At 52.9% G+C, this 21488-nt stretch carries 20 protein-coding genes; 16 read left to right on the top strand and 4 right to left on the bottom strand.

Annotated elements, in window-relative coordinates; translation table 11 throughout:
* Positions 1–3: 3 nt before the first annotated feature.
* The 3 genes from rbsA to kup all read right to left on the bottom strand — a co-directional run bounded on the left by rbsA (position 4) and on the right by kup (position 4001).
* Entirely contained in the window at positions 4–1509 is a 1506-nt protein-coding gene (rbsA, locus tag ACJ9Y9_RS23800) for a ribose ABC transporter ATP-binding protein RbsA (protein ID WP_028017755.1), read from the bottom strand.
* Between the two features lie 7 nt (positions 1510–1516).
* Positions 1517–1936, bottom strand: a complete 420-nt coding sequence (gene rbsD / locus ACJ9Y9_RS23805; RefSeq protein WP_003862392.1) for a D-ribose pyranase — start codon at positions 1934–1936, stop codon at positions 1517–1519.
* A 196-nt stretch (positions 1937–2132) separates the two neighbouring features.
* Positions 2133–4001, bottom strand: a complete 1869-nt coding sequence (gene kup / locus ACJ9Y9_RS23810) for a low affinity potassium transporter Kup (protein WP_028017756.1) — start codon at positions 3999–4001, stop codon at positions 2133–2135.
* A gap of 223 nt (positions 4002–4224) precedes the next feature.
* On the opposite strand from kup, the gene ravA reads away from it, so the two are divergent.
* Both ravA and viaA read left to right on the top strand, forming a co-directional pair.
* Entirely contained in the window at positions 4225–5721 is a 1497-nt protein-coding gene (gene ravA / locus ACJ9Y9_RS23815) for an ATPase RavA (RefSeq protein ID WP_028017757.1), read from the top strand.
* Positions 5715–7166 (top strand): ATPase RavA stimulator ViaA, encoded by a 1452-nt coding sequence (gene viaA, locus ACJ9Y9_RS23820; protein ID WP_407226227.1) that lies wholly within the window; start codon positions 5715–5717, stop codon positions 7164–7166. The genes ravA and viaA overlap by 7 nt, the downstream gene beginning before the upstream one ends.
* On the opposite strand, the gene asnA is transcribed toward viaA, so the two are convergent.
* Positions 7167–8159: an aspartate--ammonia ligase gene (asnA, locus tag ACJ9Y9_RS23825; protein ID WP_028017759.1), complete on the bottom strand. Its 993-nt coding sequence runs from the start codon at positions 8157–8159 to the stop codon at positions 7167–7169.
* Between the two features lie 151 nt (positions 8160–8310).
* Between asnA and asnC the strand changes: the two genes are divergently transcribed.
* From asnC to glmU, 14 genes are all read left to right on the top strand, one after another.
* A complete protein-coding gene (asnC, locus tag ACJ9Y9_RS23830; protein WP_008500198.1) occupies positions 8311–8769 on the top strand; it encodes a transcriptional regulator AsnC in 459 nt (152 codons plus the stop codon).
* 90 nt (positions 8770–8859) lie between these two features.
* Entirely contained in the window at positions 8860–9309 is a 450-nt protein-coding gene (mioC, locus tag ACJ9Y9_RS23835) for an FMN-binding protein MioC (RefSeq protein WP_028017760.1), read from the top strand.
* A gap of 374 nt (positions 9310–9683) precedes the next feature.
* A complete protein-coding gene (mnmG, locus tag ACJ9Y9_RS23840) occupies positions 9684–11573 on the top strand; it encodes a tRNA uridine-5-carboxymethylaminomethyl(34) synthesis enzyme MnmG (RefSeq protein ID WP_014072433.1) in 1890 nt (629 codons plus the stop codon).
* A gap of 108 nt (positions 11574–11681) precedes the next feature.
* Entirely contained in the window at positions 11682–12305 is a 624-nt protein-coding gene (gene rsmG / locus ACJ9Y9_RS23845; protein ID WP_028017761.1) for a 16S rRNA (guanine(527)-N(7))-methyltransferase RsmG, read from the top strand.
* 616 nt (positions 12306–12921) lie between these two features.
* The gene (gene atpI / locus ACJ9Y9_RS23850; protein WP_008500194.1) at positions 12922–13302 is read left to right on the top strand and encodes a F0F1 ATP synthase subunit I; all 381 of its coding nucleotides are present in this window, start codon (positions 12922–12924) and stop codon (positions 13300–13302) included.
* Positions 13303–13310: 8 nt separating this feature from the next.
* Positions 13311–14126, top strand: a complete 816-nt coding sequence (atpB, locus tag ACJ9Y9_RS23855; protein WP_028017762.1) for a F0F1 ATP synthase subunit A — start codon at positions 13311–13313, stop codon at positions 14124–14126.
* 49 nt (positions 14127–14175) lie between these two features.
* The gene (gene atpE, locus ACJ9Y9_RS23860; RefSeq protein ID WP_000429386.1) at positions 14176–14415 is read left to right on the top strand and encodes a F0F1 ATP synthase subunit C; all 240 of its coding nucleotides are present in this window, start codon (positions 14176–14178) and stop codon (positions 14413–14415) included.
* Between the two features lie 48 nt (positions 14416–14463).
* Positions 14464–14934, top strand: a complete 471-nt coding sequence (gene atpF, locus ACJ9Y9_RS23865) for a F0F1 ATP synthase subunit B (protein WP_003862370.1) — start codon at positions 14464–14466, stop codon at positions 14932–14934.
* 14 nt (positions 14935–14948) lie between these two features.
* Complete coding sequence (atpH, locus tag ACJ9Y9_RS23870; RefSeq protein WP_028017763.1) at positions 14949–15482, top strand: F0F1 ATP synthase subunit delta; 534 nt, start codon at positions 14949–14951, stop codon at positions 15480–15482.
* Positions 15483–15494: 12 nt separating this feature from the next.
* A complete protein-coding gene (atpA, locus tag ACJ9Y9_RS23875) occupies positions 15495–17036 on the top strand; it encodes a F0F1 ATP synthase subunit alpha (RefSeq protein WP_028017764.1) in 1542 nt (513 codons plus the stop codon).
* A 51-nt stretch (positions 17037–17087) separates the two neighbouring features.
* Positions 17088–17951, top strand: coding sequence for a F0F1 ATP synthase subunit gamma (atpG, locus tag ACJ9Y9_RS23880; RefSeq protein WP_023333921.1), 864 nt, complete (start codon positions 17088–17090; stop codon positions 17949–17951).
* Positions 17952–17982: 31 nt separating this feature from the next.
* Positions 17983–19365, top strand: coding sequence for a F0F1 ATP synthase subunit beta (atpD, locus tag ACJ9Y9_RS23885; RefSeq protein WP_003862362.1), 1383 nt, complete (start codon positions 17983–17985; stop codon positions 19363–19365).
* 20 nt (positions 19366–19385) lie between these two features.
* Positions 19386–19805: a F0F1 ATP synthase subunit epsilon gene (locus ACJ9Y9_RS23890; protein ID WP_006177560.1), complete on the top strand. Its 420-nt coding sequence runs from the start codon at positions 19386–19388 to the stop codon at positions 19803–19805.
* A gap of 139 nt (positions 19806–19944) precedes the next feature.
* Positions 19945–21315: a bifunctional UDP-N-acetylglucosamine diphosphorylase/glucosamine-1-phosphate N-acetyltransferase GlmU gene (gene glmU / locus ACJ9Y9_RS23895; protein WP_028017765.1), complete on the top strand. Its 1371-nt coding sequence runs from the start codon at positions 19945–19947 to the stop codon at positions 21313–21315.
* The last annotated feature ends 173 nt before the right edge of the window (positions 21316–21488 follow it).

The following is a 21488-nucleotide window of genomic DNA, read 5'->3' on the forward strand; positions in this document are numbered from 1 at the left end:
TTCTTACTCCTGATTCACGCGATTAAGCTTGCCCACAGCGGCAGCCATCAGAACTTCCTGGGTGGCCTGCTCGCGAGTGAATTCACCGCCGAGATGCCCTTCATGCATGACGATAATACGATCGCTCATGCCTAATACTTCTGGCATCTCGGAAGAGACCAGAATGATGCTCAGACCGTCGGCCTTGAACTGGTTAATCAGCTGATAGATCTCTTTCTTCGCGCCGACATCCACACCGCGGGTGGGTTCATCGAGGATTAGCACTTTCGGGCGCGTCATCAGACCACGCGCAATCGCCACCTTCTGCTGATTACCACCGGACAACAGGCCAATTGCCTGCTCCATCGACGGTGTTTTGACGTTAAACAGACGGATAAAATCGCTGACCGCCTGCTGTTCGTCTTTGTGTTTCAGCGTACCGCCGCTGTGACTGAAATAGCGCAGTGCGGTAAGCGACATGTTCTCTTTAACCGACATGCCCAGCACTAAGCCATCGCGCTTACGGTCTTCAGAAATATAGACAATGCCATTCGCCAGACCATCTTGCGGAGAGCGGGTGACCACTTCATGACCGTCGAGGGTGACATAACCGCTGGTGCGCGGCAGTGCGCCGTAGAGCACTTTCATCAGCTCGGTACGCCCAGCGCCCATCAGGCCCGCCACACCGAGGATTTCCCCCTGACGCAGGGTAAAGGTCACATCGTTCACACCTGGACCGCAGAGGTTGTCCACCTTCAGGCGGATCTCGCCCGGCGCTTTATCCAGATGCGGGTATTGATCTTCGAGCTTACGTCCCACCATCATTTCGATGAGCGAATCTTCGGTCAGCGTGGCGACTTCGCGCTCGGCAATAAACTGTCCGTCGCGGAAGACGGTGACGTCATCGCAGATTTCGAAGATCTCTTTCATGCGGTGAGAGATATAGACAATCCCGCGCCCCTGCGATTTCAGCTCGCGGATAACGCGGAACAGGGATTCGGTTTCGGTATCGGTCAGGGCGTCAGTCGGTTCATCCATAATGATGACCTTCGACTCAAAACTCAGCACTTTCGCGATTTCCACCATCTGCTGATCGCCAATGGAAAGTTCACCCACCAGTCGGTCGCTCTTAAAGCGCAGGTTCAGCTTCGCCAGCAGTTTATCCGCTTCGGCATACATGGTTTTCCAGTCGATTTTACCGAACCGGTTTACGAACTCGCGACCCAGGAAGATATTCTCCGCAATGGTAAGCTGCGGGATCAGGTTCAGCTCCTGGTGAATAATACCGATACCCGCTTCCTGAGAGGATTTCGGGCCATTGAAGGTGGTCTCTTTACCCAGCCAGACGAGTGAACCGGCATCACGTTGGTAGATCCCGGTCAGCACTTTCATCATGGTGGATTTGCCAGCGCCGTTTTCGCCCACCAGCGCCATCACGCGCCCGGGGTAGACGTTCAGCGCCGCACCGGAGAGGGCTTTTACGCCCGGGAACGACTTATCGATCCCTTTGAGTTGCAGTAATGCGTCCATGATGGCCTCAGAAGGTGACGCCAGCACAGAGAATGATATTCGCATACGGGGAACACTCCCCGCTGCGAATCACCGCCTGACTGTCTGCGGTTTGTTGTTTGAACTGCTCGTGCGTTGTGTAACGAATTTCTATGGTGTTTCCCTGGTGTTGTTGCAGTTGCTCAATATGGCTGAGCAACGTTTCGTGGAGTTGCGGATTATGTTGTTTGATTTCCGCCGCGAGAATGGCCGCCTCAACCTGCATCTCCGCCGTCACGACTTCCAGTACCTGCATAAACGAAGGAACACCCTGCGTTAACGCCATATCAATACGGGTTGTGCTACGCGGAACCGGTAAGCCTGCATCGCAAACCACCAGCGTATCGGTATGCCCAAGACGGGAAATAACCGACGAGATTTCTGAGTTGAGTACAGTGCCTTTCTTCATTTTCTTGCTCCACTAGCGAAACGTTTCGCTAAAATCAGTTTAGTCTCAACGGTGTTCAGAAAACCACCATGACGTAACAGATTTGTGATCGACGTCGAAACGTTTCGCTAAGTGAAATGTAGAGACAATTATGGTGGGTAGGCAGGGGGGGTTGTAAGCCGGGTAAGCGCAACGCCACCCGGCATTTAATGCAGGCTTAAATCTCGACCTGTGTACCCAGCTCAATCACTCGGTTAGGCGGGATCTCAAACTGGTCAGGCGCACGCAGGGCGTTACGTTGCAGGATAAGGTACAACTTGCCGCGCAGGCGCAGATACCACGGACGCTTGCCAATAATCAGTGACTCGTGTGACATGAAGAATGACGTCTCCATCATCCGGCAGCTCAGCCCTTCCAGGCCGCAGCGGTGGAAGACCTCTTCCACGTTTGGCGTTTCACGCCAGCCGTAGCTTGCCACCACGCGCCAGAAGGTAGGCGACAATTGCTCAATCTGAACACGACGCACATTGTGAACATACGGTGCATCTTCGGTGCGCAACGTCAGCAGAATCACACGCTCGTGCAATACCTTGTTGTGCTTAAGATTATGCATCAACGCAAACGGGATCACGTTCAAGGCACGAGACATGTACACCGCAGTTCCCGGTACACGCACTGGCGGGGATTTCTCCAGCGACGCAATCATCGCCTCCAGAGAATTCCCGTGTTCGTGCATACGACGCAGCAGACGGAAGCGCTCGCTTTTCCATGTGGTCATGACAATAAACATCACCAGACCCAGCGTCAGCGGTAGCCAGCCACCGGAAACAATCTTGTCGAGGTTCGCGGAGAACAGCGGCACGTCGATACACAGGAAGCCCACCAGAATCATCGCCACGAGGAATTTATTCCAGTGCCAGTTTCGGTACGCGACCGTTGTGGAGAGGATCGACGTCAGCACCATGGTACCGGTGACCGCAATACCGTACGCCGCCGCCAGGTTGCTGGAATGCTCGAAGCTGACGATGACGATCACCACAGCGAAATAGAGCAGCCAGTTGACGAACGGAATGTAGATCTGGCCCGACTCCATCTCTGAGGTATGGATGATGCGCATAGGTGAGAGATACCCCAGACGCACGGCCTGGCGCGTCAGAGAAAACACGCCTGAAATCACCGCCTGAGAGGCAATGACGGTCGCCAGCGTCGCCAGAATCAGCATCGGTACCAGTGCCCAGTCAGGGGCCAGCAGGAAGAATGGGTTCTTTATCGCTTCCGGATTTTTGAGCAACAGCGCGCCCTGGCCGAAGTAGTTCAGCACCAGAGACGGCAGTACCACAATAAACCAGGCCACGCGGATAGGCAGTTTCCCGAAGTGTCCCATGTCAGCATACAGCGCTTCAACGCCGGTGATGGAGAGCACAACCGCCCCCAGCGCCACGAAGGAAACCACTTTGTATTCGAGGAAGAAATTCACGGCCCAGTAGGGGTTTAGCGCTTGCAGCACTTCCGGGTTAGCAATAATGCTGCGTAAACCAAGCGCCGCCAGGATCAGGAACCAGGCCAGCATAATCGGCGCGAACAGTTTCCCCACCAGCCCGGTACCGTGCTTCTGGATCATAAACAGCAGCGTCAGGACAATAATGGCCAGAGGAACAACCCAGGAATCAAGCTGCGGGGCAATAATCTCCAGCCCCTCTATCGCCGAAAGCACTGAGATAGCAGGCGTGATGACGACTTCCCCATAGAAGAAACTGCCGCCAATCAGGCCGATGATGACCAGCACCGACGTCATTCTGGCTGACGTGTTACGCCCGGCAAGGGACATCAGGGTCAGGATACCGCCTTCGCCTGCGTTATCAGCGCGCATAACAAAGGAGAGATATTTAACAGAAACCACCAGGATCAGCAGCCAGAAGATGAGGGACAGGAAGCCAAATACGGCATCGCGTTCAACACCAAAGCCAAACTGGCCGGACAGACATTCACGAAGCGTATAAAGCGGGCTGGTGCCGATATCACCGTAGACAACCCCGATCGCCGCAAGCGTAATTGCGGGTAATGATTGCTTATTATCAGTGCTCATAGACTAGTCTTTTCGTTTAAATAACAAATGTGTTCCTGGTCCCTTGGTCCACAAAAAGCGCACAGTATGCCTGATTCGTTGCAAAATCGTACCCCTAAATGCAACCGCATTAATGTAGCGCAAAGAAAATTGCGCCGCACTTCAGTCTATTACCAGCCCTGGCTGAAACGTCTATACTCGCTTCAATTGGCCGCCACGACGGCGAAAGGATGCAAAAACTATTATGGCTCACTCACATTTATTAGCAGAAAGAATTTCCCGCCTCAGCAGCGCGCTGGAAAAAGGCCTTTTCGAGCGTAGCCACGCCATCCGCCTCTGTTTACTGGCGGCGTTGAGCGGCGAAAGCGTATTTCTGCTGGGTCCACCGGGTATCGCCAAAAGCCTGATTGCCCGCCGACTGAAATTTGCCTTTCAGAACGCCCGCGCCTTCGAATACCTGATGACCCGCTTTTCCACCCCTGAAGAAGTTTTCGGCCCGCTGTCCATTCAGGCGCTGAAAGATGAGGGGCGTTACCAGCGTCTGACGGAGGGGTATCTACCTGAAGCGGAGATTGTTTTTCTCGATGAAATCTGGAAAGCGGGACCGGCCATTCTGAACACCCTGCTCACGGCGATAAACGAACGTCGGTTCCGCAACGGTGCCAGTGAAGAGAAAATCCCGATGCGTCTGCTGGTGGCCGCCTCCAACGAACTCCCCGAGGCCGACAGCAGTCTGGAAGCGCTGTATGACCGCATGCTGATCCGCCTGTGGCTGGACAAAGTGCAGGATAAATCCAACTTCCGCTCTATGCTGGTGAGCCAGCAGGATGAGAATGAAAACCCGGTCTCCGCTTCGCTTCAGGTTACCGATGAGGAATATCAGCTGTGGCAGCAGGAGATCGGCAAAATCAAACTGCCAGATGCCGTCTTCGAGCTGATCTTCATGTTGCGCCAGCAGCTCGATTTACTCCCTTCAGCACCCTATGTCTCCGATCGTCGCTGGAAAAAAGCAATCCGCCTGCTGCAGGCCAGCGCCCTGTTCAGCGGCCGTGATGCCGTTGCGCCAATCGATCTGATCCTGCTGAAAGATTGCCTCTGGCACGACGCAGAAGGCATGAACCTGATGCAGCAACAGCTTGAAATATTGATGACCGGACACGCCTGGGGACAGCAGGCGATGCTCAACCAGCTTGGTGCTATTGCCCAACGACGCATCCAGTTACAGCAGCAACAAAGTGATAAAACAGCGCTGAAAGTGAACCGACTGGGTGGAATGTTCGCCCGCAAACCTCACTACGAATTACCCGCCGAGCTGACCAGCTCGACGCTTACCCTGCTGCTCCAGCAACCGCTAAAGCTCCATGATATGCAGGTTGTACACGTTACGATTGAGCGCGAGCCGCTATCGCAATGGCTGGATAAAGGTGGAGAAATCCGCGGAAAACTCAACGGCATCGGTTTCGCGCAGCCGCTAAATATGGAAGTGGACAGTAGCCAGCATCTGGTGATCCGCGATGTGAGCCTGCAGGGATCGCGTCTTGCACTGCCTGGCACCGCCTCTGACAGCGTTCCTGAAGAGATTAAGCAGCAGCTGGAAGCGCTGGATACCGAATGGCACCAGCAACACACCCGCTTTAGCGAGCAGCAAAAATGCCTCTTTATACATAGCGACTGGTTAGGTCGCATTGAAGCCAGCCTGCAGGATGTGAGCACACAGATTAAACAGGCGCGTCAATGCTAACGCTGGATACACTTAACATCATGCTGGCCGTCAGCGAAGAAGGGTTGATCGAAGAAGTGGTCATTACCCTTCTGGCGTCGCCGCAGCTGGCCGCATTCTTTGAAAAATTTCCGAAGCTTAAAAAAGCGATGACGGACGATCTCCCACGCTGGCGTGAAAACTTGCGTCAGCGGTTCAAAGAGACCGAGGTCCCCCCTGAGTTAACGGAAGAGGTGGCCTGTTATCAGCAGTGCCAGCGGCTCTCAACGCCACAGTTTATCGTTCAGCTTCCGCAAACCCTGACATTGCTCGACAACGTCCACTCCCCGTTTGCCAGCCAGGCCCGGGCGCTGGTCACGGATAACGCCACCTTCACGCCCGCGTTGCACACTCTCTTTTTACAGCGCTGGCGCCTCAGCCTTGTCGTTCAGGCCACAACATTGAACCAGCAACTGCTGGATGAGGAGCGTGAGCAACTGCTCAGTGAAGTTCAGGAACGCATGACCTTAAGCGGTCAGCTCGAGCAGGTACTGGTGGAAAATGAAAACGCCGCCGGGCGTCTCTGGGATATGAGCGCCGGTCAGCTTCGGCGCGGGGATTATCAGCTGATCGTCAAGTACGGCGATTTTCTGGCACAGCAGCCCGAGCTGATGAAACTCGCAGAACAGCTGGGCCGTTCAAGGGAGGCAAAGTCAGTCCCAAAGAAAGATGCCCCGATGGAAACCTTCCGCACCCTGGTACGCGAACCGGCAACCGTTCCCGAGCAGGTCGACGGGCTTCAGCAAAGCGATGATATTTTGCGCCTGCTGCCCACCGAACTCAGCACGCTGGGAATGACTGAACTAGAGTATGAGTTTTACCGTCGGCTGGTGGAAAAGCAGCTTCTTACTTACCGGCTGCACGGTGAAGCCTGGCGCGAGAAGCTCAGCCAGCGGCCAGTCGTCCACCAGGATTTTGATGAACAGCCGCGCGGACCTTTTATTGTTTGCGTGGATACGTCCGGATCGATGGGCGGGTTTAATGAGCAATGTGCAAAGGCGTTCTGTCTGGCCTTGATGCGCGTGGCGCTTGCCGATCGCCGTCGCTGCTTCATCATGCTCTTCTCCAGCGAGGTGGTGGGTTATGAGCTGACGAACCAGCAGGGTATCGAACAGGCGATCTGCTTTTTAAGCCAGCGTTTTCGCGGCGGCACGGATTTAGCCAGCTGTTTTCGTAGCATTGTGGAGAGAATGCAGGGCGGCGACTGGTACGACGCTGACGCGGTGGTAATTTCCGATTTTATTGCCCAGCGTCTGCCGGATGATGTGGTGAATAAAGTGAAGGAGTTACAGCGGGTGCATCAGCACCGTTTCCACGCGGTGGCGATGTCCGCCCATGGAAAACCCGGCATCATGCGCATCTTCGATCATATCTGGCGCTTCGATACCGGGTTGCGTAGCCGCCTGCTCAGACGCTGGCGGCGTTAATCACAGAAGGGAGCCAACGCTTTCGCGTACTTGCTGCGGCCAGACGCCACACTGAACCTGACCGATATGTGGCAACTGAAGCAGTAACATGGTCAGACGGGACTGGCCGATACCGCCACCGATGGTCTGCGGCATTTCCCCGCGTAGCAGCGACTGGTGCCACTCTAATTTGAGACGCTCTTCGTCGCCAGTAACGGCCAGCTGACGCTTCAGCGCATCAGCATCCACGCGGATCCCCATAGAAGAAAGCTCAAATGCATCTTCCAGCACCGGGTTCCAGACCAGGATATCGCCATTCAGACCCGCGTATTCGCTCTCACCGCGTGTGCTCCAGTCATCATAATCCGGCGCACGAACGTCGTGGCGTTTGCCGTCAGACAGTTTGCCGCCGATCCCCATCAGAAACACAGCACCTAATTCTTTGGCGATTGCGCGTTCACGGCCTTTAGCATCCAGATCCGGGAAACGGCTCAGCAGCTCCTGGCTGTGCACAAAGTGGATCGTATCCGGCAGGAACGGTGCCAGACCAAACTCTTTGCTTACAGCCGCTTCGGTCGCTTTGATCCCAGCGTAGATCGCCTCAACGGTGGATTTCAGCGTACCGACATGGCGCTCGCCATCACCCATTACGCGCTCCCAGTCCCACTGATCAACGTAGACGGAGTGAATTGGAGTAAGGCGGTCTTCATCGGGGCGAAGGGCTTTCATGTGCGTGTAGAGCCCTTCGCCCGCGCTGAAGTCGTGTTGTCCCAGGGTTTGACGCTTCCATTTAGCAAGGGAGTGAACCACTTCGAACTGGGCATCTGGCAGTGTTTTCACTTTCACCTGCACCGCTTTTTCGCTTCCAGATAAGTTATCCTGCGTCCCGTCACCCACGCGGCTCAGAATGGGAGCCTGGACTTCAATCAGTCCAAGTTTATCTTCCAGCTGGCGTGAAAAATGGGATTTTACGAAACTGATCTGGCGTTGTTTTGCGATATAAGCGGTTTTCATTATTTATACTCCTGCGTCCTGTTGCTATTGATTAAGCAACAGAAATGGCACCTTATTCAATAACCAATCAACAAAAAGCCTCCTTCACTTTTGATTCGATAAAATAAACCGCTAGAATAGAGTGATTCATTAATCTTCATAAGAAAAAGCTATGGAAAATTATCAGATCGACAATCTCGACCGCGGCATCCTGGAGGCCTTAATGGCTAATGCCCGTACCGCCTACGCCGAGCTGGCAAAACAGTTTGGTGTCAGCCCGGGAACAATCCATGTTCGCGTAGAGAAGATGAAACAGGCGGGGATCATTACCGGCGCACGCATTGACGTCAGCCCCAAGCAGCTGGGTTATGACGTTTGCTGCTTTATCGGCATCATTCTTAAAAGCGCAAAAGACTACCCTTCTGCCCTGGCAAAGCTGAACGCACTCGATGAAGTCACAGAAGCCTATTACACCACCGGGCATTACAGCATCTTTATAAAAGTTATGTGTCGATCCATAGATGCCCTCCAGCAGGTACTTATCAACAAGATCCAAACAATCGATGAAATTCAGTCCACTGAGACCCTGATCTCCCTGCAAAACCCGATCATGCGTACCATCCGTCCGTGATCGGGCAAATTCATTCCCACATTTTCCACAGGTAGATCCCAGCTCGTTCACAGCGTACAATGGCCGCCTCTTTATCTGAGCGAGCGATCAATGGCTGACATTACTCTTATCAGTGGCAGCACCCTGGGCGGTGCGGAATACGTTGCGGAACATCTGGCTGAGAAGCTGGAAGAAGCAGGTTTTTCCACAGAGACACTGCACGGACCGCTGCTTGAAGATCTCCCGACTGATGGGATCTGGCTGCTGATCACCTCTACACATGGCGCAGGCGACCTGCCGGATAACCTGCAACCTTTATATGACGAACTGCAGGAACAACAACCAGACCTGTCCAACGTCCGTTTTGGTGCGGTAGGTATCGGAAGTCGTGAATATGACACCTTCTGTGGCGCAATAGAGAAAGTTGAGGCCGCTGTTACCGCCTGTGGTGCAAAACAGCTGGGTGAAACGCTGAAGATCAACATCCTCGATCATGATATTCCGGAAGATCCAGCCGAGATCTGGCTGGCAGGATGGAAAAATTTACTCAAAAACGATTAAAGATCGCGCGAACAGATGTGGATAACTTTGGTTAAAAGCTCGTATTAAGCCGTAGTTATCCAAATAACAACTCTGGTATGGTTTTTGACCTGTGCATAAAGTGGCGATCTGATCCCAGCTTATACGGTCCAGGATCACCGATCATTCACAGCAAACGATCCTTCCTAACCGCATGATCTTATTTGCCGGATCGGACTTATCCACAGAGGTCGGCGATCCTAATAAGAGATCACAATAGAACAGATCTCTAAATAAAAAGATCTTCTTTTTAATAGCCCAGGATCCCAATGCTTTCTCGAAAGACTAAAGTTGAGTAGAATCCACGGCCCGGGCTTCAATCCATTTTCATACCGCTTTACGCGAGGCAGACCACCATGTTTTATCAGGATCCTTTTGACGTCATTATCATTGGCGGGGGTCATGCAGGCACTGAGGCCGCAATGGCCGCAGCGCGAATGGGTCAGCAGACCCTGCTTTTGACACACAATATCGACACGCTTGGACAGATGTCCTGTAACCCGGCGATTGGCGGCATTGGGAAAGGACACCTGGTAAAAGAAGTGGATGCACTTGGCGGCCTGATGGCGAAAGCGATCGATCATGCTGGCATTCAGTTTAGGATACTAAACGCGAGTAAAGGCCCTGCGGTACGAGCAACCCGTGCCCAGGCTGACCGCGTGCTTTACCGTCAGGCGGTACGTACTGCACTGGAGAATCAGCCAAACCTGATGATCTTCCAGCAGGCAGTTGAAGATCTTATCGTTGAGAACGATCGTGTTGTGGGTGCCGTAACCCAGATGGGCCTCAAGTTCCGCGCGAAAGCCGTGGTGCTGACCGTGGGCACATTCCTCGACGGTAAAATTCATATTGGTCTGGATAACTACAGCGGTGGACGTGCTGGCGATCCGCCGTCGATTCCACTGTCTCGCCGTCTGCGTGAACTGCCGTTGCGCGTCAGCCGCCTGAAAACGGGCACACCTCCACGTATTGATGCGCGCACCATTGATTTCAGCGTGCTGGCGCAACAGCACGGTGATAACCCAATGCCCGTGTTTTCGTTCATGGGCAATGCGGCGCAACATCCGCAGCAGGTACCGTGCTACATCACGCATACCAACGAGAAAACCCATGACGTGATCCGCAATAACCTCGATCGCAGCCCAATGTACGCAGGTGTGATTGAAGGGATCGGCCCACGCTACTGCCCGTCGATCGAAGACAAAGTGATGCGTTTTGCCGATCGCAACCAGCACCAGATCTTCCTGGAGCCGGAAGGACTGACCTCAAACGAAATTTACCCGAATGGCATCTCCACCAGCCTGCCGTTCGATGTGCAGATGCAAATTGTTCGCTCAATGCAGGGGATGGAGAATGCGAAAATCGTTCGTCCTGGCTACGCTATTGAGTACGATTTCTTCGATCCTCGTGACCTGAAGCCAACCCTGGAAAGCAAATTCATCCACGGTCTGTTCTTCGCGGGGCAGATTAACGGCACCACCGGCTACGAAGAAGCGGCTGCACAGGGTCTGCTTGCCGGTCTGAACGCTGCGCGCTTCTCTGCTGAGAAAGAAGGCTGGGCACCAGGCCGTTCTCAGGCGTATCTGGGTGTGCTGGTCGACGATCTCTGCACGCTGGGCACAAAAGAACCGTACCGTATGTTTACCTCGCGCGCGGAATACCGCCTGATGTTGCGCGAAGACAACGCCGACCTGCGTCTGACCGAAATGGGTCGCGAGCTGGGTCTGGTCGATGACGAACGCTGGGCGCGTTTCAACGAGAAGCTGGAGCGTATTGAACAGGAACGTCAGCGGCTGAAAACCACCTGGGTGAATCCGCAGGCGGAAACTGCAGCCGAAGTGAACGCTCACTTGACTGCACCGCTGTCGCGCGAAGCCAGCGGCGAAGATTTGCTGCGTCGCCCTGAAGTCACCTATGAGAACCTGGTCAAACTGACCGCGTTCGCACCAGGCCTGGAAGACGCTGAAGCGGCAGAGCAGGTTGAGATCCAGGTTAAATACGAAGGTTATATCGCGCGCCAGCAGGATGAGATTGAAAAACAGCAGCGCAACGAAAACACGCTGCTGCCAGAGATGCTGGACTATCGTCAGGTCACTGGCCTTTCCAACGAAGTGATCGCCAAGCTGAACGATCATAAACCTGTGTCGATTGGCCAGGCATCCCGCATATCGGGCGTTACTCCGGCCGCGATTTCGATTCTGCTGGTGTGGTTAAAAAAACAGGGCATGCTGCGCCGCAGCGCGTAATGCTCTGAACATTGCCCGGTGGCGCTGCGCTTACCGGGCCTACAGAATTCCATAGGGCGGGTAAGCGAAGCGCCACCCGCCACTTAAGTTTCTCAACAGGTATTCACCGTGCTCAACAAACTCTCTCGTCTGCTGGATCAGGCAGGTATTTCGCTCACCGATCACCAGAAAAAACAGCTGGTGGCCTACGTCGATATGCTGAACAAATGGAACAAAGCGTACAACCTAACCTCAGTACGAGACCCCAACGAGATGCTGGTACGCCATATTCTCGATAGCATTGTGGTTGCGCCTTATCTGAAAGGTGAACGCTTTATTGATGTGGGCACAGGCCCTGGTCTACCGGGCGTTCCGCTGTCGATTGTTCGTCCTGAGAGCCAGTTCACGTTGCTGGACAGCCTTGGCAAGCGCGTACGCTTTTTACGTCAGGTACAGCATGAGCTGAAGCTTGAGAACATCACGCCCGTGCAGAGCAGGGTAGAGGAGTTCCCGGCGGAGCCACCGTTTGATGGTGTTATCAGCCGCGCGTTTGCTTCGCTCAATGATATGGTGAGCTGGTGTAAGCACTTGCCTGCAGATAATGGCCGTTTTTATGCGCTGAAAGGGCAGTTGCCTGGTGATGAGATTGAACAGCTTCCGGATGGTTTTGCTGTTGAATGCATCGAGAAATTAAATGTTCCTCAACTCGATGGGGAACGTCACCTGGTGATAATTAAGCCAAACAATTTTTAAAAAATTAATAAAAAATGTGGAATTTGTGCTGTTCTTACCATGTTAAAAAACAGCACAACTACTTGGGTTTTACCAGACAGCTTTTAACCTCTTTTTCACTAAGGTTTTTCTTACGTTTAACCTGACAGTTATTCTTCACTATGAAGATAGTCAATGGCGAAAATATAAGTCTGCTAAAAATGGAAGGCAGAAACCAGAACGCAATGTTAATTATTTATTAAGAATGTCAATGAAAGGTTTTTATTGTGTACGGGGCTGTTTTGAAAATAGTTACGACATTTTGTGTTTGATTTCATAAAGATATATTTAAGCGATTTGCGCCTTTGATTAATACAACCTTATCGCAAATGTGTGTTTTGTGATCTCGTGCACGCTTTGTTGTCAACGTTTTCGCGCTGTTTGCACTTTTGGTCGAAGGTCGGTGCTTTCTGAGAAAGTTAAAAAATAGCGGTGGGGAAAAATATTTAAACATTTATTCACCTTTTCGCTACTTAATGTTTGAAATCACGGGTGCGCACCGTATAATTTGACCGCTTTTTGATGCTTGACTCTGAGCCTTAAAGGACGTTTTATACGACACGCGGCATACCTCGAAGGGAGCAGGAGTAAAAACGTGATGTCTGTGTCGCTCTTGAGTAGAAACGTTGCTCGTAAGCTTCTGTTCATTCAGTTTCTGGCTGTGATAGCAAGTGGACTGCTGTTTAGCCTCAAAGACCCCTTCTGGGGCATCTCCGCCGTGTGCGGGGGTTTGGCGGTTGTTCTGCCAAACGTGTTGTTTATGATTTTTGCCTGGCGTCATCAGGCGCATACACCCGCCAAAGGCCGCGTGGCCTGGTCCTTCGCTCTGGGCGAAGTGTGTAAGGTGTTGCTGACCTTTGCTCTACTGGTGATGGCGCTGGCGGTTTTGAAAGTGGTCTTCATGCCGCTGATAGCTACGTGGGTTTTGGTGCTGGTGGTACAAGTTCTGGCTCCAGCTGTAATCAATAACAAAGGGTAAAAGGCATCATGGCTTCAGAAAATATGACGCCGCAGGATTACATAAGTCATCATCTGAGCAACCTTCAGATGGACTTGCGTACATTCTCGCTGGTGGATCCACATAACCCCCCGGCCACCTTCTGGACGATCAACATCGACTCCATGTTCTTCTCGGTGGTTTTGGGTCTTCTGTTCCTGGCCATGTTCCGCGGTGTTGCTAAAAGAGCGACCAGCGGTGTTCCAGGGAAATTCCAGACGTTCATCGAAATGATCATCGGCTTCGTCCATGGCAGCGTCAAAGACATGTACCATGGCAAGAGCAAGCTGATTGCTCCGCTGGCCCTGACCGTGTTCGTTTGGGTCTTCCTGATGAACCTGATGGACCTTCTGCCTATCGATTTCATTCCGTGGATTGGCGAACACGTCCTCGGTCTGCCTGCACTGCGCGTGGTTCCGTCCGCAGACGTGAACATCACCCTGTCGATGGCGCTGGGCGTGTTTATCCTGATTCTTTTCTACAGCATCAAAATGAAAGGCGTAAGCGGCTTTGTGAAAGAGCTTACCTTGCAGCCGTTCAACCACTGGGCGTTTATTCCGGTCAACCTGATCCTGGAAGGCGTTAGCCTGCTGTCCAAACCTGTATCACTGGGTCTGCGACTGTTCGGCAACATGTATGCGGGTGAGCTGATTTTCATTCTGATCGCGGGTCTTCTGCCGTGGTGGTCACAGTGGATTCTTAATGTGCCATGGGCCATTTTCCACATCCTGATCATTACGCTGCAAGCCTTTATCTTCATGGTTCTGACGATCGTCTATCTGTCGATGGCGTCTGAAGAGCACTGATTTTTTACCAACACTACTACGTTTTAATTGAAACAAACTGGAGACTGTCATGGAAAACCTGAATATGGATCTGCTGTACATGGCTGCCGCTGTGATGATGGGTCTGGCGGCTATCGGTGCTGCGATCGGTATCGGCATCCTCGGGGGCAAATTCCTGGAAGGCGCTGCGCGTCAACCTGATCTGATTCCTCTGCTGCGTACTCAGTTCTTTATCGTTATGGGTCTGGTGGATGCTATCCCAATGATCGCTGTAGGTCTGGGTCTGTACGTGATGTTTGCTGTCGCGTAGTAGTAGTTTTAAAACCCTAAGCCACAGAAATTAAAGAGGTATTGTGCTGTGAACATGAACGCAACAATCCTCGGCCAGGCCATCGCGTTTATTCTCTTTGTCTGGTTCTGCATGAAGTATGTATGGCCGCCATTAATGGCTGCCATCGAAAAACGTCAGAAAGAAATTGCTGACGGTCTGGCTTCTGCAGAACGCGCTAAGAAAGATTTGGACCTTGCACAGGCCAACGCGACAGACCAGCTGAAAAAAGCGAAAGCGGAAGCTCAGGTTATCATCGAACAGGCTAACAAACGCCGTTCGCAGATCCTGGACGAAGCCAAAGCTGAAGCAGAACAGGAACGTACTAAGATCGTGACACAGGCTCAGGCTGAAATTGAAGCTGAGCGTAAACGTGCTCGTGAAGAACTGCGTAAGCAGGTTGCGATTCTGGCTGTTGCTGGCGCCGAGAAGATCATCGAACGTTCCGTGGATGAAGCTGCTAACAGCGACATCGTGGACAAACTTGTCGCTGAACTGTAAGGAGGGAGGGGCTGATGTCTGAATTTGTTACGGTAGCTCGCCCCTACGCCAAAGCAGCTTTTGACTTTGCTATCGAACACCAAAATGTCGATCGCTGGCAGAATATGCTGGCGTTTGCCGCTGAGGTGACGAAAAACGAACAAATGGCCGAGTTGCTTTCCGGTGCGTTAGCACCTGAAACTCTCGCCGCGTCGTTTATCGCCGTGTGCGGAGAGCAACTGGATGCCAACGGCCAGAACCTGATTAAGGTAATGGCAGAAAATGGTCGTCTCCGTGTGCTCCCGGATGTTCTCGAGCAGTTTGAGCACTTACGTGCCCTTAGTGAAGCTACTGCTGAAGTTGAAGTAACTTCTGCGACTGAACTGAGTAATGAACAGCTTGCGAAAATTACCGCCGCGATGGAAAAACGTCTGTCACGCAAAGTTAAGCTGAATTGCAAAATCGATAAGTCTGTAATGGCAGGCGTAATCATCCGTTCGGGTGATATGGTCATTGATGGCAGCGTACGCGGCCGTCTTGAGCGCCTTGCAGACGTCTTGCAGTCTTAAGGGGACTGGAGCATGCAACTGAATTCCACCGAAATCAGCGAACTGATCAAGCAGCGCATTGCTCAGTTCAATGTTGTGAGCGAAGCTCACAATGAAGGTACTATTGTTTCTGTAAGTGACGGTGTTATCCGCATTCACGGCCTGGCCGATTGTATGCAGGGTGAGATGATTTCCCTGCCGGGTAACCGTTACGCTATCGCACTGAACCTGGAGCGCGACTCCGTAGGTGCAGTTGTGATGGGTCCATACGCTGACCTCGCCGAAGGCATGAAGGTTAAGTGTACTGGCCGTATTCTGGAAGTGCCGGTTGGCCGTGGCCTGCTGGGTCGCGTAGTTAACACCCTGGGTGCACCAATCGACGGTAAAGGTCCGGTTGAGCACGATGGCTTCTCCCCAATCGAAGTTATCGCACCAGGCGTTATCGATCGTCAATCCGTAGATCAGCCTGTTCAGACAGGTTATAAGTCCGTTGATGCCATGATCCCAATCGGTCGTGGTCAGCGTGAACTGATCATCGGTGACCGTCAGACCGGTAAAACCGCGATGGCTATCGACGCCATCATCAACCAGCGTGATTCCGGCATCAAATGCGTGTACGTGGCTATCGGCCAGAAAGCGTCCACCATTTCTAACGTGGTTCGTAAACTGGAAGAGCACGGCGCACTGGCTAACACCATTGTTGTTGTTGCTACCGCTTCTGAATCTGCTGCACTGCAATACCTGGCGCCATACGCGGGTTGTGCAATGGGCGAATACTTCCGTGACCGCGGTGAAGATGCACTGATCGTATACGATGACCTGTCTAAACAGGCTGTTGCTTATCGTCAGGTTTCCCTGCTGCTCCGTCGTCCACCTGGACGTGAAGCGTTCCCTGGCGACGTATTCTACCTCCACTCTCGTCTGCTGGAGCGTGCTTCCCGCGTTAACGCGGAATACGTCGAGAACTTCACCAAAGGTGAAGTGAAGGGTAAAACGGGCTCTCTGACCGCACTGCCGATCATTGAAACCCAGGCGGGTGACGTTTCTGCGTTCGTTCCGACCAACGTAATTTCCATTACCGATGGTCAGATCTTCCTGGAAACCAACCTGTTTAACTCCGGTATTCGTCCGGCGGTTAACCCGGGTATCTCCGTATCCCGTGTTGGTGGTGCTGCTCAGACCAAGATCATCAAGAAACTGTCCGGTGGTATCCGTACCGCACTGGCACAGTATCGTGAACTGGCTGCGTTCTCTCAGTTCGCATCCGATCTGGACGAAGCAACCCGTAAACAGCTGAGCCACGGTCAGAAAGTGACCGAGCTGCTGAAGCAGAAACAGTACGCACCAATGTCTGTTGCTCAGCAGGGCCTGGTACTGTTCGCGGCTGAACGCGGTTACCTCGAAGATGTGGAACTGGCGAAAATCGGTAGCTTCGAAGCCGCTCTGCTGGCTTACGTCGACCGTGATCACGCTCCGCTGATGCAAGAGATCAACCAGACCGGTGGCTATAACGACGAAATCGAAGGCAAGCTGAAAGCTATCCTCGATTCCTTCAAAGCAACCCAATCCTGGTAATCGTCCGGCGGCTTGTCTCAGGACAAGCCGCCTGGCATTGAGGAGAAGCTCATGGCCGGCGCAAAAGAGATACGTAGTAAGATCGCAAGCGTCCAGAACACGCAAAAGATCACTAAAGCGATGGAGATGGTCGCCGCTTCCAAAATGCGTAAATCGCAGGATCGCATGGCGGCCAGCCGTCCTTATGCAGAAACCATGCGCAAAGTGATTGGTCACCTTGCAAACGGTAATCTGGAATATAAGCACCCTTACCTGGAAGAACGCGACGTTAAGCGCGTGGGCTACCTGGTGGTGTCGACCGACCGTGGTCTGTGTGGCGGCTTGAACATTAACCTGTTCAAAAAACTGCTGGCGGATATGAAAGCATGGTCTGAAAAAGGCGTTCAGTGCGATATCGCAATGATCGGCTCTAAAGGCGTCTCTTTCTTTAACTCCGTTGGTGGCAACATTGTCGCTCAGGTGACCGGTATGGGTGATAACCCGTCCCTGTCCGAACTGATCGGCCCGGTTAAAGTGATGTTGCAGGCCTACGATGAAGGCCGTCTGGACAGACTGTACGTTGTCAGCAACAAATTCATTAACACCATGTCTCAGGTTCCAACGCTCACTCAGATGCTGCCTTTACCGGCATCAGAAGATGATGAGCTGAAGCACAAAGCCTGGGATTACCTGTATGAACCCGATCCGAAACCGCTGCTGGATACCCTGCTGCGTCGTTACGTTGAATCTCAGGTTTATCAGGGCGTTGTAGAAAACCTGGCCAGCGAGCAGGCCGCACGAATGGTGGCGATGAAAGCCGCGACCGATAATGGCGGCAGCCTGATTAAAGAGCTGCAGTTGGTTTACAACAAAGCTCGTCAGGCCAGCATTACTCAGGAACTCACCGAGATCGTCTCGGGGGCCGCCGCGGTTTAACCAGGTTTACGAATTACGTAGAGGATTCAAGATGGCTACTGGAAAGATTGTCCAGGTAATCGGCGCCGTGGTGGACGTCGAGTTCCCTCAGGACGCCGTACCACGCGTGTACGACGCGCTTGAGGTACAGAATGGTAACGAGAGCCTGGTGCTGGAAGTTCAGCAGCAGCTCGGCGGCGGTATCGTGCGTACCATCGCGATGGGTTCTTCCGACGGTCTGCGTCGTGGTCTGGAAGTTAAAGACCTTGAGCATCCGATCGAAGTCCCGGTAGGTAAAGCAACGCTGGGTCGTATCATGAACGTATTGGGTCAACCAATCGACATGAAAGGCGACATCGGTGAAGAAGAGCGTTGGGCTATCCACCGCGCGGCACCTTCCTACGAAGAGCTGTCCAGCTCTCAGGAACTGCTGGAAACCGGCATCAAAGTTATCGACCTGATGTGTCCATTTGCGAAGGGCGGTAAAGTTGGTCTGTTCGGTGGTGCGGGTGTAGGTAAAACCGTAAACATGATGGAGCTGATCCGTAACATCGCGATCGAGCACTCCGGTTACTCCGTATTTGCGGGCGTAGGTGAACGTACTCGTGAGGGTAACGACTTCTACCACGAAATGACCGACTCCAACGTTCTGGACAAAGTATCCCTGGTTTACGGCCAGATGAACGAGCCACCAGGAAACCGTCTGCGCGTTGCGCTGACCGGTCTGACGATGGCTGAAAAATTCCGTGACGAAGGCCGTGACGTTCTGCTGTTCGTTGATAACATCTACCGTTACACCCTGGCCGGTACGGAAGTATCTGCACTGCTGGGTCGTATGCCTTCAGCGGTAGGTTATCAGCCGACTCTGGCGGAAGAAATGGGTGTTCTTCAGGAACGTATCACCTCTACCAAAACCGGTTCTATCACCTCCGTTCAGGCGGTATACGTACCTGCGGATGACTTGACTGACCCATCACCAGCAACCACCTTTGCGCACCTTGATGCAACCGTGGTACTGAGCCGTCAGATCGCGTCTCTGGGTATCTACCCAGCCGTTGACCCGCTGGACTCCACCAGTCGTCAGCTGGATCCACTGGTTGTTGGTCAGGAACACTACGACACCGCGCGTGGCGTACAGTCCCTGCTGCAACGTTACCAGGAACTGAAAGACATCATCGCCATCCTGGGTATGGATGAACTGTCTGAAGAAGACAAACTGGTGGTAGCACGTGCGCGTAAGATCCAGCGCTTCCTGTCCCAGCCATTCTTCGTTGCGGAAGTATTCACCGGTTCTCCGGGTAAATACGTTTCCCTGAAAGACACCATCCGTGGCTTTAAAGGCATCATGGAAGGCGAATACGATCACCTGCCAGAGCAGGCGTTCTACATGGTTGGTTCCATCGAAGAAGCAGTGGAAAAAGCCAAAAAACTTTAACGCCTTAATCGGAGGGTGATATGGCAATGACTTACCACCTGGACGTCGTCAGCGCAGAGCAACAAATGTTCTCTGGTCTGGTCGAGAAAATCCAGGTAACGGGTAGTGAAGGTGAACTGGGTATTTTCCCGGGTCACGCACCGCTGCTCACCGCCATTAAGCCTGGTATGATCCGCATCGTTAAACAGTTCGGTCACGAAGAGTTTATCTATCTGTCCGGCGGCATTCTCGAAGTGCAGCCAGGCAGTGTGACCGTTCTGGCCGATACCGCTATTCGTGGCCAGGATCTCGACGAAGCGCGAGCCCTGGAATCGAAGCGTAAGGCTGAAGAGCACATTAGCAGCTCTCATGGTGACGTGGATTACGCTCAGGCGTCTGCGGAGCTGGCCAAAGCGATCGCGAAACTGCGCGTTATCGAGTTGACCAAAAAAGCGATGTAACACCGGCTTGAAAAGCACAAAAGCCAGTCTGGGTTCCAGGCTGGCTTTTTTTTTTCGGCCTTAATTCATGATGAAAAAGATGTAGAATTTTAGGCATCAAACGTTTTTACTTCTCACTCAAACTACCGTCAGGATGCGTATGTCAAACAGTGCGATGAGCGTGGTGATCCTTGCCGCTGGCAAAGGTACCCGCATGTATTCCGATCTGCCTAAAGTGCTTCACACGCTGGCAGGAAAGCCGATGGTGCAGCATGTCATTGATGCAGCAAATGAACTGGGTGCCCGTCAGGTTCATCTGGTCTACGGCCACGGTGGCGATCTGCTTAAAAAGACGCTGAGCGATGACAAGCTCAACTGGGTGCTTCAGGCTGAGCAGCTGGGTACAGGTCACGCGATGCAGCAGGCAGCACCGTTCTTTGCCGATGACGAAGATATTCTGATGCTCTACGGCGATGTTCCGCTGATCTCCGTTGAAACACTAACTCGCCTGCGTGAAGCCAAACCGCAGGGCGGCATCGGTTTGTTAACCGTCGTGCTGGACGATCCAACCGGTTATGGCCGCATCACCCGTGAAAACGGCAACGTAACGGGGATTGTTGAACATAAAGACGCCAGCGACGAACAGCGCCAGATTCAGGAGATCAACACCGGTATCCTGATTGCCAATGGCGCGGATATGAAGCGCTGGTTGTCGAAGCTCAACAACAACAATGCGCAGGGTGAATACTACATCACCGACATCATTGCGATGGCATATCAGGAAGGACGTGAGATTGCGGCGGTACATCCGGCACGCATTAGCGAAACCGAAGGTGTGAATAACCGCCTTCAGCTTTCCCGTCTGGAGCGCGTTTATCAGTCCGAACAGGCCGAAAAACTGCTGCTGGCAGGCGTGATGCTGCGTGACCCGGCGCGTTTCGATCTACGTGGCACTCTATCTCACGGTCGTGACGTTGAAATTGATACTAACGTTATCTTTGAAGGCAAAGTCACTCTGGGCAATCGTGTCAAAATTGGCGCTGGCTGCGTTATCAAAAACAGCGTCATCGGTGACGATTGCGAAATCAGCCCTTACAGCGTGGTGGAAGATGCGTATCTTGAAGCGGCGTGCACCATTGGACCGTTTGCGCGTCTGCGCCCGGGCGCTGAGCTGCTGGAAGGTGCCCATGTTGGCAACTTCGTTGAGATGAAAAAAGCGCGTCTGGGTAAAGGCTCTAAAGCCGGTCATTTGACCTATCTGGGCGATGCGGAAATTGGCGATAACGTCAATATTGGTGCAGGCACAATCACCTGCAACTATGACGGTGCTAACAAGTTTAAAACCATTATCGGTGATGATGTGTTTGTCGGTTCCGATACACAGCTGGTGGCACCGGTTACCGTGGGCAACGGGGTAACGATTGCCGCCGGGACAACCGTTACGCGCGATATCGCCGATAACGAGCTGGTATTAAGCCGTGTGCCACAGGTGCACAAGCAGGGCTGGAAACGCCCGGTGAAGAAAAAGTAACGGATTTACCCTCGCCCCTTTGGGGAGAGGGTCGGGGTGAGGGGATAACATAATCCTCCCCCCACAAGCAGTACCCATAAAAATAACCCCACTCTCTACAAGGCTCGGGGCGCCCGGAAAGGGCAAATACAGGTCAGCGACAACGCAGGCGTTATGCCTAAATTCGGAATCTA

Source organism: Enterobacter sp. CPE_E1241, assembly GCF_045618265.1.
Lineage (GTDB): Bacteria > Pseudomonadota > Gammaproteobacteria > Enterobacterales > Enterobacteriaceae > Enterobacter > Enterobacter adelaidei.